This is a genomic window from Phormidesmis priestleyi ULC007 (assembly GCF_003003695.1).
Lineage (GTDB): Bacteria > Cyanobacteriota > Cyanobacteriia > Leptolyngbyales > Leptolyngbyaceae > Phormidesmis_A > Phormidesmis_A priestleyi_A.
Window position 1 is genome coordinate 175,212 of the sequence record NZ_PVWG01000005.1, and the last position, 13,993, is coordinate 189,204.

At 48.2% G+C, this 13,993-nt stretch carries 15 protein-coding genes; 3 read left to right on the forward strand and 12 right to left on the reverse strand.

The features are described from left to right. Positions 1 to 67 precede the first annotated feature (67 nt). Positions 68 to 1,273, forward strand: coding sequence for a methyltransferase domain-containing protein (locus tag C7B65_RS07220; RefSeq protein ID WP_073070148.1), 1,206 nt, complete (start codon positions 68 to 70; stop codon positions 1,271 to 1,273). Between the two features lie 17 nt (positions 1,274 to 1,290). On the opposite strand, the gene C7B65_RS07225 is transcribed toward C7B65_RS07220, so the two are convergent. From C7B65_RS07225 to C7B65_RS07245, 6 genes are all read right to left on the reverse strand, one after another. Next, the gene (locus tag C7B65_RS07225) at positions 1,291 to 1,719 is read right to left on the reverse strand and encodes a VOC family protein (protein WP_244913177.1); all 429 of its coding nucleotides are present in this window, start codon (positions 1,717 to 1,719) and stop codon (positions 1,291 to 1,293) included. 19 nt (positions 1,720 to 1,738) lie between these two features. Then, positions 1,739 to 2,185 (reverse strand): cupin domain-containing protein, encoded by a 447-nt coding sequence (locus C7B65_RS07230; protein WP_073070149.1) that lies wholly within the window; start codon positions 2,183 to 2,185, stop codon positions 1,739 to 1,741. Between the two features lie 157 nt (positions 2,186 to 2,342). Then, entirely contained in the window at positions 2,343 to 2,777 is a 435-nt protein-coding gene (locus C7B65_RS07235; protein ID WP_073070150.1) for a hypothetical protein, read from the reverse strand. A gap of 51 nt (positions 2,778 to 2,828) precedes the next feature. Beyond that, the gene (locus C7B65_RS27730) at positions 2,829 to 2,975 is read right to left on the reverse strand and encodes a hypothetical protein (protein WP_181314355.1); all 147 of its coding nucleotides are present in this window, start codon (positions 2,973 to 2,975) and stop codon (positions 2,829 to 2,831) included. Positions 2,976 to 3,319: 344 nt separating this feature from the next. Next, positions 3,320 to 5,041, reverse strand: coding sequence for a diflavin flavoprotein (locus C7B65_RS07240; protein WP_073070151.1), 1,722 nt, complete (start codon positions 5,039 to 5,041; stop codon positions 3,320 to 3,322). Positions 5,042 to 5,140: 99 nt separating this feature from the next. After that, the gene (locus C7B65_RS07245; protein WP_073070152.1) at positions 5,141 to 6,892 is read right to left on the reverse strand and encodes a diflavin flavoprotein; all 1,752 of its coding nucleotides are present in this window, start codon (positions 6,890 to 6,892) and stop codon (positions 5,141 to 5,143) included. Positions 6,893 to 7,046: 154 nt separating this feature from the next. Here C7B65_RS07245 and C7B65_RS07250 point away from each other — a divergent pair, with 154 nt between their 5' ends. Next, entirely contained in the window at positions 7,047 to 7,835 is a 789-nt protein-coding gene (locus tag C7B65_RS07250) for a pantothenate kinase (protein ID WP_073070153.1), read from the forward strand. Between the two features lie 187 nt (positions 7,836 to 8,022). Here C7B65_RS07250 and C7B65_RS07255 read toward each other — a convergent pair whose 3' ends face one another. The 6 genes from C7B65_RS07255 to C7B65_RS07280 form a co-directional block, all read right to left on the reverse strand. Continuing rightward, positions 8,023 to 8,478: an NUDIX hydrolase gene (locus tag C7B65_RS07255; protein ID WP_073070154.1), complete on the reverse strand. Its 456-nt coding sequence runs from the start codon at positions 8,476 to 8,478 to the stop codon at positions 8,023 to 8,025. A 131-nt stretch (positions 8,479 to 8,609) separates the two neighbouring features. Further along, positions 8,610 to 9,068 carry a thioredoxin-dependent thiol peroxidase gene (bcp, locus tag C7B65_RS07260; RefSeq protein WP_073070155.1) on the reverse strand — a complete coding sequence of 153 codons (459 nt, stop codon included), beginning with the start codon at positions 9,066 to 9,068 and terminating at the stop codon, positions 8,610 to 8,612. A 171-nt stretch (positions 9,069 to 9,239) separates the two neighbouring features. After that, the gene (argH, locus tag C7B65_RS07265) at positions 9,240 to 10,643 is read right to left on the reverse strand and encodes an argininosuccinate lyase (protein WP_073070156.1); all 1,404 of its coding nucleotides are present in this window, start codon (positions 10,641 to 10,643) and stop codon (positions 9,240 to 9,242) included. A gap of 110 nt (positions 10,644 to 10,753) precedes the next feature. Further along, positions 10,754 to 10,999 (reverse strand): hypothetical protein, encoded by a 246-nt coding sequence (locus tag C7B65_RS07270; RefSeq protein WP_219898412.1) that lies wholly within the window; start codon positions 10,997 to 10,999, stop codon positions 10,754 to 10,756. 150 nt (positions 11,000 to 11,149) lie between these two features. Next, positions 11,150 to 11,863 (reverse strand): response regulator, encoded by a 714-nt coding sequence (locus C7B65_RS07275; protein WP_073070157.1) that lies wholly within the window; start codon positions 11,861 to 11,863, stop codon positions 11,150 to 11,152. Between the two features lie 230 nt (positions 11,864 to 12,093). Continuing rightward, positions 12,094 to 12,768: a polysaccharide deacetylase family protein gene (locus C7B65_RS07280; protein ID WP_181314356.1), complete on the reverse strand. Its 675-nt coding sequence runs from the start codon at positions 12,766 to 12,768 to the stop codon at positions 12,094 to 12,096. 547 nt (positions 12,769 to 13,315) lie between these two features. Between C7B65_RS07280 and C7B65_RS07285 the strand changes: the two genes are divergently transcribed. Continuing rightward, positions 13,316 to 13,900 carry a hypothetical protein gene (locus C7B65_RS07285; RefSeq protein ID WP_073070159.1) on the forward strand — a complete coding sequence of 195 codons (585 nt, stop codon included), beginning with the start codon at positions 13,316 to 13,318 and terminating at the stop codon, positions 13,898 to 13,900. The last annotated feature ends 93 nt before the right edge of the window (positions 13,901 to 13,993 follow it).

A 13,993-nucleotide genomic window follows, 5' to 3' on the forward strand; every position in this document is an offset into this window, starting at 1 on the left:
CCATTAGACTGAATCCAAGAAGGCTACACAACATTGGCAACGCTGGATTCTAAACAAAAAGATTACTATGACTGACCTCGCAACCGCCTCGCTGACTCAACCAACCTTGACCTATGACGTTGAACAAGCCGTCTTACAACGCTATGGAGATGGTGCGCGGCGACCTCAAGCAGAACTCTGCTGCCCCACGGATGATTACGATAGCCGCTATTTAGACGCTTTGCCGCCAGAGATTATTGAAAAAGACTATGGCTGTGGCGACCCAACTCGCTATGTTGGCTTGGGTGAAACCGTCGTCGATCTGGGATCGGGTGCCGGAAAAAACTGCTATATTCTCGCTCAAAAAGTGGGCGAAGCAGGGCGAATTATTGGCGTTGACTTCAATGATGAGATGCTCAATCTGTCGCGCAAGTATCTAGACGAAATGGGCGATAAATTTGGCTACCGCAACGTCGAGTTTGTCAAAGCTAAGATCCAAGATCTGGCTTTAAATCTCGATCGAGTTCAGGCTTGGTTAAATCAGCACCCGATCGCGGCGATCGCGCAACTCGCCAATTTTGAAACCGAGTGCGATCGCTTACGCCAAGAACAGCCCCTAATCGCGTCTGATAGCGTCGATGTCGTCATTTCTAACTGCGTATTAAATCTGGTGCGTCCTCAAGACAAAGCGCAACTCTTTGAGGAAATCTTTCGCGTCTTGAAACGAGGCGGACGGGCGGTGATCTCCGATATTGTTTGCGACGAAGACCCAACCCCCACAATTCTCAACGACCCCGAACTCTGGAGCGGCTGCATTGCAGGTGCCTTTAGAGAAGATGAATTTCTCGAAATGTTTGAGCGGGCTGGATTTCACGGCATTGAGATTTTGAGCCGACAGTCAGAACCTTGGCAGGTAATTGATGGGGTTGAGTTTCGATCGCTCACCGTCCGCGCTTTCAAAGGCAAACAGGGTGACTGCTGGGAGCGCAACCAAGCTGTGATCTATAAAGGCCCGTGGCGGGCTGTGCAAGACGACGACGGGCACACGCTCTATCGCGGAGAACGGATGGCTGTATGTGACAAAACCTTCCACCTCTACACCGATCCGAGTAGCCCTTATCACAGTGACTTAATTCCGGTGTTGCCTCACAGCGAGATTCCTTTAGAGTCTGCACAAGCATTCAACTGTTCACGAGATGCCGCCCGTGATCCTCGTGAGACAAAGGGTTTAGACTATCGAGCCACGATTAAAAGCGATGCTGATTCTGCTTGCAGCACTGATAGCTGTTGTTAGACAATATTCCACAATTGCTATCTGGCGTTGCTCTCAACTGTCAATCCTATTTCCTGTCCATAGGATAGTTCAAGCGTGTGACCATCCGGATCTCGTAGGAAAGCCCAATATCCGATCGGATAGCCAGACTCTTTGGGTGACTGAAGCAGAACACCTTCCTGTTCTGCTCTTTCACACAAAGCATCCATCGCTTCGCGATTTGGACACCCCACTCCAAGATGTGCAAGCGGAGATAAAACGGGATGCACCGAGTCAGACTGAATCAGCACAATCACGAAAGGACGAGTCTGGTCAGAAAGCCATACCACTGCAACCCCTGTTTCTGCATCAATGCGACGATGAACAACTTTCATTGCAGCATAGGTCGCGTAGAATTGAACACTTTGCTCAATATCTGAGACAGGCAGCGCGATGTGCGTCAATCCAATATCCATCTTCATTTCCATCGTCAAGACTCCTATTACCCTACTTGTTCACTTTCACAAACTGGATATGGTGTTTTTGAGCGATCGCGTTCACAGCTTCTAGTGTAAGCGATTGTTCTTGCGCGGCTTGAGCCAGTTCATTAATATACGTTTCTGCTGCTGCATTGGAAACCCATACCAGAAATTTTGCCTGCGGCGATCGTACCTGAAAGGTATGAGCAACTCCCGCAGGCAGGTTCACAAAATAGCCCGGCGTTGCCTCTATAGTCTCTGTCTCAACCTGAAAGGCCACTTCCCCTTCCAGGAAGTAGAATGATTCATCCCAGGGATGGCTATGGAGTGGCGGCACTCCACTACTGGCTGTTGCCAGAAACTCATAGATTCTTCCCTCCTGACGGTTGTTGTTAAATTTGCACGTAATCGTGTTTCCTAAAAAGGAAAAAGTCTTGCCCTGATTGGGTTTGATAATCGTTGCAGGAATACTCATTGGATTCTCCTTTTTCCTACTTAAGTTGGACGGTTTTTCTACCTGGATTGGACGGTTTTTCTTCAGATTTGAGCAATGTCAGCATTATTGTTAACCTCGTGAACAATAATGCTCACTTTATGGTTCCAGTTAAATAAACCAACATTGATGAACTGCGCTACGAACGTACTTCAACATAAACTAGCGGCAAGTTTGGGCTACTACCCACACCCGTGCAGGAGTATCTAGGAATTGCTCGAATACTGTTCCATTGAGCAGAGCTGTTGCCATGAGTTCCTAGTTGCAGCGTTAAATTACCACTGCACCCCTGGGCCCCGTCCAAGCTACGCTCTTCAAAGTAGCCATTTAGCTGCCGCGATCGTCCTCCTTCACATCCCGAACCTGAAGGGCTTTTGACCCAAAGTGTGCCTTGATAGTTGACTCCACTATATCGAGTGGTATAGCGAACAATTTTTCCAGCACAAGCTGCTTCTGCCGCGCTCGGAAAAATCGTATCGCCACTCATACTGCGGTAGACGTGATTGGATTGGGCAAGTATGGCCGTTTCACTCAAGACCAGCATGGCTGCGGTTAGCAAAAAATTCCACTTCATTGTATTTCTCCATAGTTCCAGTAGGCGAATTGATCTAGCCAGGGCAAACCTTTAGCTTTCAGCCGGAAACCATTTGCAAACTAATTTGCCATCAACTGTGAACCACTGTGCGATTAATCCCCGTGATTTAGGTGATTGAGTTGCAAACTCTGAACGATCAGCTTTTAAGGCAGTGTTGTCGATCGTTAAGCTGTTCATGATTTGGCTCCCTGGGTTTCAAGATTGAGTTGTTGTAGTGAACTTGGTTTATTTCACGGCTCATCTCTTGAAGTTATGCAGATGTAATACCCATTTGATTTGTTAACGCGACAGATCCACAGGAGGGCACGGCAGTGCCATGCCCATACAAAAGCGTAAGGGCATGGCATGCCGTGCCCCGTCAGATTGAACGATCAGTCACATTAAAGCTTGCCGAGAAAATTACTGCGGCGTTGAAGAGTTATAAACGCTAGATGGGTCGTGCGATCGTGTGTCGGAGTGGGGTCTTGTTGTTAATCCAGATTGCTTTCAATAGCAGTAGCTGTCAGTCCATTCACCACGGTTTAGTAGAAGCTACCAGATTTACGATGATGCACCGCAGTCACCCCTTTTTGTTCTAAAACTTTGCCGTTTTCAACGATCGCATAGAGTAACCAATGATCACCGCATTCCATTCGGTTTTGCACGGTGCATTCCAAATAAGCCAGCCCGTCAAGCAACACAGGGCATCCGTTTGCCGCTACCTCGATTTCGATTTCAGCAAATCGATCTTCTCCAGGAGCCGCAGGTTTAACAAAGTGTCGTCTGAGGTTGCGCCCTTCTTTGAGAATGTTGAGGACAAACTGATCGCCCACATGATCAAGAACGCCATCAGCGCGGTCTTTTGCGATCGCCACCGTCACCCCCGGCGGACTGAACGTTGCCTGCGAAACCCAAGAAGTTAACATTCCCTCGGCAGTATCACCCTGTTTGGCAGTGACTACACAGAGAGAGCCAACGACTCTGCCCAATGCCTGCTCAGTCCGATCGCTTTGCCCTGCCGGAGCAACTTGATGCGGAACCCGAACCTTTTTCGCCTTTTTCAAAGCTTGAGCAAATTCGGCACCTGCGGCTTCACACTGTTGCAGCACTTCGTCAGTCGGCGTGAATTTAATGCGAATCGAGTCAAAACCAAACCCATAGCCTGCATCTTGCAGTTTGCTTTCGAGGAGGTCGATCGCTTCCCCACTCCAGCCATAAGAACCGAACACACCCGCAAGTTTTGTCTTAGAAGCCGTTGAGAGAATTAATCCTAGTGCGGTTTGAATTTGCGTGGGTGCGTGTCCGCCCAGGGTTGGCGAACCGATAATGAAACCATCACAGCGCTCGATCGCTGCTACGATTTCAGCCGAGTCAGCAAATTCACAGTTAATCGACTCGATCGCAACATCGGCTTGGGTCAGCCCTTGGGCGATCGCTTGTCCGGCAGTTGCGGTGTTGCCATAGGCAGAAGTGTAGAGAATCGCGACCGAGAGTTCTTGAGTTTTTTGCTGCTCACACCATTGCCGATAGTCAAGATTAAAGCGGCTGAGGCTATAGCGCACTAAAGGGCCATGACCCACGGCATACATTTTGGCAGGAAAGGCGGCTAATTTATCTAAAGCCGCTTCTATCTGCCGAGACTGCGACGCGTGAAGACAATCAAAATAATAGTGCCGATCGTCGTCTAGCTGCTTCCAGTTCTCGTCGAGAATGGGGTCATCACAAATGTGGGCACCAAACAGCTTATCGGTATAGAGAATGCGAGTGGCGGAGTCAAAAGTGCAGAGTCCGTCAACCCAGCGAGGAGTCGGAACAAAGGCAAATCGCAGCTCGTGCCCCTTGCCCAAATCTAAAACTTCTTCACCGCGGACAGCATTGATCCGCAAATCTTGGTCTGGAAAGGCAGCTTTGAGCGCATTAGCGGCGGGTTTTGAGCAGACGATCGTCATTTGCGGTGCCAGCTCGATCAATCGCTTGAGCGTCGTTAGACGATTGGGATTAACGTGCCCCAAAATCACATAATCCAGCTTTTGAAAATACTGATGATCGTGCAGTTCCTTGAGAAAAATATCTGTAAAAGAACTGCCAGGCGGGTCAATCAGTGCCGTTTTTTCGCCCTGAATTAAGTAAGAATTTGCGGTCGTTCCGCGTTGACGAGAGTATTCGATCTCAAATTTGAGCCGATCCCAGGTGCGCGATCGCAACACCCATGTCTCCGCACCAATTTCAGCAACTTGAACGTCTTTGGGTTTGATGTCAGCCATAAGTGTGGAGAGACTTGGGATCGTGGATTAAATGGTGTCTGTTATTTGCAGAGCTAAGGGGCACGGCAGTGCTATGCCCGTACAGCGGATCTGCAAGCTTTAGTAGTGGTTGCCGGCTTTGCGATGGTGAACGGCGGTCAGTGCTTCGGATTTGGCGACTCGCCCCGCGTCGATCGTGCTGTAGACGATCCAGTGATCGCTGCACTCCATGCGGCTGACGACTTCGCACTCGATATAAGCCAGAGAGTCTGCCAATATCGGAGAACCATTGGTTGCAGGATAGGTTTTCACGTCGGCAAAGCGATCGGCACCCGGCGCAAATCGCTTCAAAAAGTGCTTCATCAAAATCTGATAGTTGCCTTCTTCTAAAACGTTGAGAACGAAGCGATCGCCCAGGTGCATAAACGATTCGATGGCGCGATCTTTGGCAACAGCGATCGTGATGCCCAACGGCTCAAAGCTAGCCTGAGACACCCACGAAGCTAACATGGCGCTAGAGATATCGCCCTTTTTGGCGGTGATGATATAGAGTCCGCCACTCAGACGACCCAGCGCTTTATCAAGTTCACCATCGAGAGATTTCATTTGTTTGACGGTGCGATCGCGGGTGAGCCACTGCCCTAAGTCAGTCCCCGCTTCGTCGCAGAGTTGATAAGTCGCCTCGCTGGGAAGTTCTTTAATGTGAATCGGTGGAAAGGCTTCGGTTAAACCGATTTCTTGAAACTGGTTGCGAATGGGGTAGACCGACTCATCATCGCCGCCGCCTGCCTCAAACAAACCCACAGACTGTTTTGCGTTCGTCGCAGCAAAAATGGTACTCAGTCCCGCTTTTGCATTGGCAGCAAAGGTTCCCGATTGAGGCGGCATCCCGATCACTAGACCCGTCGCAATCTCGACTAACTCCCGCACTTCTTGAGGGTCGGCGACACGCAGATCCATCATTTCGACCAAAACGCCCGTCTTGGTGATGCCGTTGGCGATCGCTTGGGCCAGTTGATCACTGTAGCCATACTCGGCTACATAAAATATGCCGACCGTCGTGGCTGCTTTGGCTTGGGTCTGACTCCATTCTTGGTAGCGTCCGACGAGTTCTTGAAGATTGTGACGCAGTAGGGGTCCGTGACCCGTCGCGATTGTGGTGATTTCGGGCAATGCCGCCATGCGTTTGAGGGCAGACAGCACCGATCGGGCGTTGGGGCCCATCAAACAATCGTAGTAATAATGGTAGTCGTACTCGATCAACTCCAGGTCTTCGTCGTAGGTGTGATCGTCGCAGAAATGCATCCCAAACGCGTCGCACGTATAGAGCGTCTGAGTTTTATGGTCGAAGGTAAAAATCGTGTCCGGCCAGTGCAAATTCGGGGCAGAAATAAACTCTAGCTCGTGACCATTGCCTAAATCTAAGCGATCGCCATTCTTGACCACCTGACGCTTAAACGGCCGATGCACCAACTCTTCTAAAAACTGAATCGCCACCTTTGCGCCGACCACTGTAATTTCAGGGTTCAGTTGCAAAACGTCTTTGACTAAACCGCTATGATCCGGCTCTGTATGGCTAATAATTAAGTAGTCGATCGCGGCTGGATCAATGAGTCCTTGCAGAGCATCGAGATAAAGTTGACGAAACTTTTCGTGAGAGGTATCGACGAGTGCGATTTTCTCGCCCCGAATCAGAAAAGAGTTGTAGGTAGTCCCATTCTCTAAAGCAAACTCAATGTCAAAGCGATCGCGATCCCAATCGAGCGATCGTAGAGTTGTCGTGTCAGGTGCGATGTCAACCGTTTGAATGGTGAGCCGCCGTTGAGGACGACCTGATTGGCTAGCGCTTGCGCGATCAATGAGTGCTACCATAACTGCCTCCCTACAACTTTTTGTAAAATTATGTTTCTCTCTGATTCTAATCTTCCCTCAGAAAACCCGGTTTTGTAAAGTTCCGATAAGTAAAGATACCTATCAAGAAACTTTATACCTAGACCTTTCTCTATCAAAGCCATAGTGAAGCCTCGTGACTGAAGATTGGTTAGCGCTGATTGTGGGTAATTCTCGTCTGCACTGGGCTTGGTGGGCAGACAAAACGCTGCACCAAACTTGGGACACGCCTCATTTACAAGCAGAAAAAGTTGGGTTGTTAATTGAGAGTCAGTTCAATTTTAAGGACTATGAAATTCCTCGATCGGCTGTGATGCCCGTTTGGAAGACGTTACCAGACCTCTGGATCTCGTCTGTGGCTGTTGAACAAGCTCAACTTTGGGAGGTTTATCCACGCGTCAGAACGATCACACTCGCTCAGGTTCCGCTTAAAAATACCTATCCCACATTAGGAGTGGATCGCGCTTTAGCAGTTTGGGGCGCGATCGCAACCTACGGCGCTCCCATTTTAGTCATTGATGGGGGCACAGCCCTGACTTTTACGGGGGCAGATGAGTCGCGATCGTTCGTCGGTGGTGCCATTCTACCCGGCTTACAGCTACAGTTTCGGATGCTGGGACAAGCCACTTCTGCGCTGCCAGTGATTGAAACCGGGATGATGACACTGCCCGATCGTTGGGCGATGGATACGATCTCAGCCATGCAAAGCGGCATTCTCTACACGGTTTTATCAGGTGTTCGCAGCTTTGTAGAAGACTGGCAGCAACGGTTTCCCAATAGTGTTGTCGTTTTTACCGGAGGCGATGGAATGCTGCTGCACCGCTATTTTCAGCAGCAATCTCCAGAGTTTGCGAGTCAGATTAGCGTTGATCCAAATTTGCTGTTTTGGGGAATGTGTTCAATTAAAAATCTTTTAGGAGCGTGAATTAACGTGAGTTCGACAAGCTTTTTCGCTTCGTTCTCAGTGGCTTGTGCCCCCTAAATCCCCCATTTTGGGGGCACAAGCCAAAATCTCCGGTTCAAAGTCCCCCAATTTTGGGGGATTCAGGGGGCTTCCTGAATTCATCATCGGAGTGAACTACTTCTACCGAACTGACGTTAATTCACAGTTCTCAATCTAGGGTCGTTTGCCCCTTAAAGTAGTCTTGCAACTGCTGTCGGTGATCGTGAGCCAGCCGACCTTCGGGAATTGAATCTGGGTTAAACGCTTGCACGTCAGAGACTTCTAGGGTGTCTCGAATCTGCATCGTGCCTTGAACATCCGCTTCGACGACCACACAAATCGAGTGAATGCGCGGATCGCGATCGGGCGCTGAATAGATCCCCACGAGACGACGAATTTGAGTCACCTCTAGTCCAGTTTCTTCTGCCAGTTCGCGCCGCACGGCAGTGGCAATGTTTTCGCCCCAATCGACGATGCCGCCTGGTAAGCCCCATAGCCCGTTATCGCGGCGACGGATCAACACAATGCGACCATCTGGCAAGATGGGGATGATGCTAGTGCCTGTGATGGGATGGCGAAAAATGATGCCCAACACAGTTTGAGTAAAGTGCCACAACCGATCCATGAATTAACTAATGACAGCAAAGTAGAGAGGCGAAGTCGAACCGCAGCGAGGTTGGATCTTAGAAGAAATTCTTTCTAAGACTCAAAAATCAGAGCAATTCATCTTTAAGAATACTCAGAGTTTGATCCCAATCAGGCCAAATCGCTCAAAATTTGTGTTGCATGAGCATCTGGCTTAACTTTTTTATAGATAGTCTCGATCGTGCCATCCGCGCTAATCACGAACGTATTGCGACTGATTCCTAAATATTCTTTGCCCATAAATTTCTTTAAGCCATAGCTGTCGTAGGTTTCGGCAACTTTTCCGCCCTCGTCACACAGCAGAGAAAAAGGGAGATCATATTTCGTCACAAACTTTGCATGGGATTTTGCATCATCGGTGCTGATGCCCAACACAACTACATCTTGTGCTTGATAATCCGCGTAAGCGTCTCGAAAGCCACACGCTTCTTTGGTGCATCCCGGTGTGTTGTCACGCGGGTAGAAGAAAAGCACCACGCGCTTACCTTTTAAGTCAGATAGTCGAACCAGACTGTCGTTGGTATCAGACAAACTAAAATCAGGGGCAATATCGCCAATTTGCAGAGCCATAGAAATCCCTTAATTTAACGTGAATTCGATGAAGCTTTTTGCTACGGTTGAAAATCCGGGCTGCCCCCTAAATCCCCCAAAATTGGGGGACTTTGAACCTAAATTCTGGGGGATTTAGGGGGCTGAAGCGCTGAAGAACGCAGCGAAAGAACTCATCGAACTGACGTTAATTTACTCTTCCTTGACTCGTTTCTGCGCGTCTTCTAGCGCTTTTTGCACTTGCTCAAATCCGGTGCCGCCATAGCTATTTCTGGCAGACACCACTTGTTCGGGTGCGATCGCGTCATACACATCGGCTTCAAAGGCAGGATGCAGATCTTTCCACTCGTCTAGGGTCAAGTCTTTAAGCAGTTTGTTTGCCGCCAAAGAGGTTTTGACGACCTTTCCTACCAGACCATAAGCTTCGCGAAACGGAACGCCCTTTTTAGCTAGATAATCTGCTACATCTGTGGCGTTAGAAAAGTCTTCGTTCACCGCTTCAGTCAATCGCGCCGTCTGAAACTCTAGCCCTTCACTTAGCAGAATCGTCATCGCTTCTAGACAAACTTTGACGGTTTTGACTCCATCAAATAGCGCCTCTTTGTCTTCTTGCAAATCTTTGTTGTAGGCCAGAGGCAGCCCTTTCATTAAGACTAGCATTGCCTGAAGGTGTCCAAAAACTCTGCCAGTTTTGCCGCGCACCAGTTCGGGCACATCAGGATTCTTCTTTTGCGGCATAATGCTCGAACCCGTTGCACAGCTATCTTTAAGGCTGACAAAGCTAAACTCTTGCGATGCCCAAAGAATCACCTCTTCAGACAAGCGGCTGAGATGCACCATGATCAGACTCGCTGCACAGAGAAACTCGATCGCAAAGTCTCGATCGCTCACGCCATCCAAACTATTGGCATAGACTCCACCAAAATTTAGCCGTTCGGCAGCAAAGTGGCGATCGATCGGAAAGGTCGTTCCTGCAAGTGCGCCAGAGCCTAAAGGAGAAATATTTACGCGTTGACAAATTTCACCTAAGCGCTGCCAGTCTCGCTGTGTCATCTCAAAATAAGCCAGAAGATGGTGCGCCAAGCTAATCGGCTGCGCTCGCTGCAAGTGGGTATAGCCAGGAATCAGCGTTCTCACGTGCTGACTTGCCAGACTCAGCAAAACTTCTTGAAATTGACGAATCTGCTGACGAATCTGCTGGATCTGATCTCGCAAATAGAGGCGAGTATCGGTGCCTACTTGGTCATTGCGCGATCGCGCCGTGTGCAGTTTTTTGCCCACATCGCCGACTAGCTCAGTCAATCGTCGCTCGACTGCAAAATGCACATCTTCTGCATCGGTGCCCGGCGTGAAGTTGCCCTGACGATATTCTTGACGAATTTGCTCAAGTCCGCGCACCAGTTCCGCGCCTTCGTCAGCCGAAATAATGCCCGTTTTAGCCAGCATTTCGGCGTGCGCCTGAGAGCCAGTCAGGTCATATTCGATCAGTTGAATATCAAAGTGGATGCTGGCGTTAAAGTCGGCGATCGCAGGGTGCAACGTCGATTCAAATCGCTGGCTCCAAGTTTGGGTCGAGGGCTGATTGGCTTGAGTCAAAAGAAATCCTCTCTAGGCTGCGACGATAGACACTCGACTATACCAGAGGAGCCGAAACGGATTCTAGCGGGTTAGTGGGTTTGTGTCAGCGATCGATGAGGAACGAGCCATCAGCCATAAGTGGTCAACGCTCTCGCCATGTAGCCTAAAATCAGCCCGACTAGAAATGCCCAAACTTGACCCGTTTTAACAAAATGACTCCAAGCTCTGCCGACATCGCCTCCGATGTCGGTTTCTTTAAATTGCTGGCCAAGAACGACCCAATCGTGCGGTAACTGCCAGTGCATTTGCAGCAGGTCGCTCCAGTGAGTCATGCCCAGCAGCCAGGTGGTCATCTCGTGCATTATGTGAATCATTTCTGTCGTCTCCTCAAACCGGATGGTGATTGCTGCGGTATTTCACGTCCAAGAGCTTTCTTGTACCACAGAATTGAGCAGACGACATGTTTAGCGAACGCTAATGTTAGAAGCAGCAGCGATCGCTAATGTTAGAAGCGGCAGCCGACGCTAATTTAGAAGCGGCATCACAGAGTTGGCAATGATGGCAGCTTGGGTACGATCGCGCAAGTTCAGTCGTCCTAAAATGCTGGCGACGTGATTTTTGACCGTTCCTTCAGAGATTTCGAGCGATCGAGAAATTTCTCGGTTGCTGGAACCCGCGGCAATCAGTCTTAAAACTTGCCGTTCTCTGGTCGTGAGTTTGGTAAACCCAGGTGGCATGGGATGCGATCGCCGAGATGAACTGAATGCCACTACGTTTGAGGTGCTGTTGTTGATATCAGGAATTGGCAGTGACGCAGATTCGCCAAACATGCCGCCTAATATTTTGGGCAAAATTCCGGGGCTAAGTTGGGTATAGCCTTTGTGAACAGAGCGCACCGCGTTAACTAATTCATCGGGGCACAAATCTTTAAGAAGATAGCCCTTTGCGCCGACTTTGAAGGCAGTAGTCACCGACTCTTGATCGTCTAAATCGGTCAAAATTAAAACTTGACTCTCAGGAAATCGCTGACAAATTGTCTCAGTGGCGGCAATTCCGTCAGGTTTGGCACAGCATGGATCAATCAAAACAATGTCTGGGTGTAGCTTTTCCACCTGGTGAATAGCGCTTTGTCCTGTATCTGCGTCTCCTACCACTTGCAAATCTTGCTCCTGATTAATCAAAGCCTTTAAGCCTTCACGAATCAGATTTTGGTCGTCAACGAGTAATACACGAATCATGGCAGATAGCTCCGATCGGGTTTAGCCACGGGTAGTCTTAAACGGGAAGCCGCTCAAGCCTTGTGTCAAGGAACAACCCTTCCCAACGACGACATTTCATCAGTTTTGTTCCCGGTCTGATTAGTTTTGTTCCCAGATAGTTAGCGATCGATAAGTTTTTTTAGAGCCGAGAAGGTCTCGAAGGTTATATAGTTTCGCACTCTGACTTGAAATAAAAATTCTCCTGCCGTTTAATTGCACTGCGCCAGAGTAGGGTTGCCCCAAGCTTGAAGAATCACCTCTTCTAGACGAGATTTTTCAAAACGAGCGATACTGAACAAATCTTCTGACTGGTTTGCAAACTTTTCGGTGGGTGTTCCAAATGCAATTGCTGCTAAATAGTTGGCTTTTGCAACGACTTTCTTGGCTCTCAAATCATACTTACCATAGGGATAAGTAAAGTAATTAACAGGGCGATCTAATTTAGACTCCAGGATTTTCTTGGATTCCACAACTTCTTGATAAAGCTTTTGATCTGATATTTTGGTTAGCGCAGGATGAGTTTTGCTGTGGGAAGAAATGGTAATCAGTGAATCATTTGCCATTGTTTTGAGTTGTTGCCAACTCAGATGAGTCCGACCTGCATTCACGCCTACCCAGCTTGTGTGAATAGAAAAAACAGCCGGATAACCATATTCTTTCAATAGTGGATAGGCGTATTGATAATGCCCACCGTAGCCATCATCGAAAGTCAATAAGATTGGTTTTTCGGGTAATGGGCTTCCGGTTCGTAAGTGAGCAATCAACTGATTGAGACTAATCGGAGTCACCTGACTCGATTTAATCAGTTCAAAGTGCTTCCTTAATTCTTGGGGTGTTAAATCATAAATTATCTTCTTTTCCTGCAAAATATCGTGATACATCATCACAGGAACTCTAGCTTTTAAGGAAGCTGGGTGTAGGGTTGGTAAAGGTGCAGTGGGTAGAGATAAAACTTTGTCACTGGCCGTTGTTCTAAATAATATCTTTGAACTATTCAACCTTTGATTGCTGACAAGTTTCAGTTCGCGACTTATATTTTTATGCTGACTACAGACTCCTTGATTAGTGGGCTGCTGTGTCATCAGTTTGAAACTAGAAGCGGACTGAGCAACGCCTGACAAAGTTATCATCCATAGAGCAGTAACCAAAAGCAGCGTGAAAAAGCGTTTCATCGTTTTGTATCTTATGTCTATTGATCAGAGATACAAGGCAAATGGGATGTTTACCGCAAAATCTCGATCGCTTCTAGCCAAAGTATCTAAAAATATCAGCCCAAAATTCGCCTTCAACTTCACTCAATAGGTGCGATCGAAGCTGGAATTTCTAAACCTTTTAATCGGATGATTTGGGAATTCTATTTTCTGGTGATTCTTTTTGCTGTATTCTGACTGAGTTATGGTTTAATTACCAATTTAGACGGGTTATCACTTTATGACGCGAAACTCTAATGACTTATCTGCGACCGAAAAAGTTAAGGTTGCTTTAGATTGCTTACATCGTGAATTATCGGGTGATGCGAACGCGAGTAAGACGGTCGCTCAGAAATATGACCTTTCAACTCGCAGTGTGACGACTCTGAAGAATCAAGCCTTAGAAATCCTGCAAAAGGGCTTTAATCCATCTACACCCGTTTCTTCAGCGATCGCAGCCTCGATCAATGATAAGGCTCTAGATCAGGCTTTGAACTTGCTTCTCAACACTTCGACGACGAGAGACGTTCACACAGAGGAGCCAGAATCAGAACGAGAAGATGCGGACGGAATCACGATCGACGAGGTATTTGCGGCAATTGTGGATTACAACAAATCAAAGAAAGAGCCGCCGCTTTACATTTCACAGGGCATTCTCCAGAAGATTAGCGGTCAATCTGTGGCAGAAGTAAAGTTGTGGTTTGCGAAGCATGAGCAGGAAGTCAATCAGCACAACGAAAAATATGAACTCACTCCCATTACCAACCGAAGGCTTAAGCGCGGTTTTGATTACAAGGCGGAGCTGGGTTTAGAAGAAGAGGAATAATCATCTTTCTCTTTTTTTCATCGGCTCTGAAGTCATGAGCAAGCGTACTTGGTTCGGTGTACTTAGTTGCTAAGATCAGTGTCAAGGTTGATG

Excerpts from the sequence above, each read along its gene's own strand:
- C7B65_RS07285 (WP_073070159.1), top strand. The coding sequence starts at position 13,316 with ATGACGCGAAACTCTAATGACTTATCTGCGACCGAAAAAGTTAAGGTT.
- C7B65_RS07225 (WP_244913177.1), bottom strand. The coding sequence starts at position 1,719 with ATGGAAATGAAGATGGATATTGGATTGACGCACATCGCGCTGCCTGTC.
- C7B65_RS07280 (WP_181314356.1), bottom strand. The coding sequence starts at position 12,768 with ATGATGTATCACGATATTTTGCAGGAAAAGAAGATAATTTATGATTTA.
- C7B65_RS07255 (WP_073070154.1), bottom strand. The coding sequence starts at position 8,478 with ATGGATCGGTTGTGGCACTTTACTCAAACTGTGTTGGGCATCATTTTT.
- C7B65_RS07270 (WP_219898412.1), bottom strand. The coding sequence starts at position 10,999 with ATGATTCACATAATGCACGAGATGACCACCTGGCTGCTGGGCATGACT.
- C7B65_RS07275 (WP_073070157.1), bottom strand. The coding sequence starts at position 11,863 with ATGATTCGTGTATTACTCGTTGACGACCAAAATCTGATTCGTGAAGGC.
- C7B65_RS07245 (WP_073070152.1), bottom strand. The coding sequence starts at position 6,892 with ATGGTAGCACTCATTGATCGCGCAAGCGCTAGCCAATCAGGTCGTCCT.
- C7B65_RS07235 (WP_073070150.1), bottom strand. The coding sequence starts at position 2,777 with ATGAAGTGGAATTTTTTGCTAACCGCAGCCATGCTGGTCTTGAGTGAA.
- C7B65_RS07240 (WP_073070151.1), bottom strand. The coding sequence starts at position 5,041 with ATGGCTGACATCAAACCCAAAGACGTTCAAGTTGCTGAAATTGGTGCG.
- bcp (WP_073070155.1), bottom strand. The coding sequence starts at position 9,068 with ATGGCTCTGCAAATTGGCGATATTGCCCCTGATTTTAGTTTGTCTGAT.
- C7B65_RS07230 (WP_073070149.1), bottom strand. The coding sequence starts at position 2,185 with ATGAGTATTCCTGCAACGATTATCAAACCCAATCAGGGCAAGACTTTT.
- C7B65_RS27730 (WP_181314355.1), bottom strand. The coding sequence starts at position 2,975 with ATGAACAGCTTAACGATCGACAACACTGCCTTAAAAGCTGATCGTTCA.
- C7B65_RS07220 (WP_073070148.1), top strand. The coding sequence starts at position 68 with ATGACTGACCTCGCAACCGCCTCGCTGACTCAACCAACCTTGACCTAT.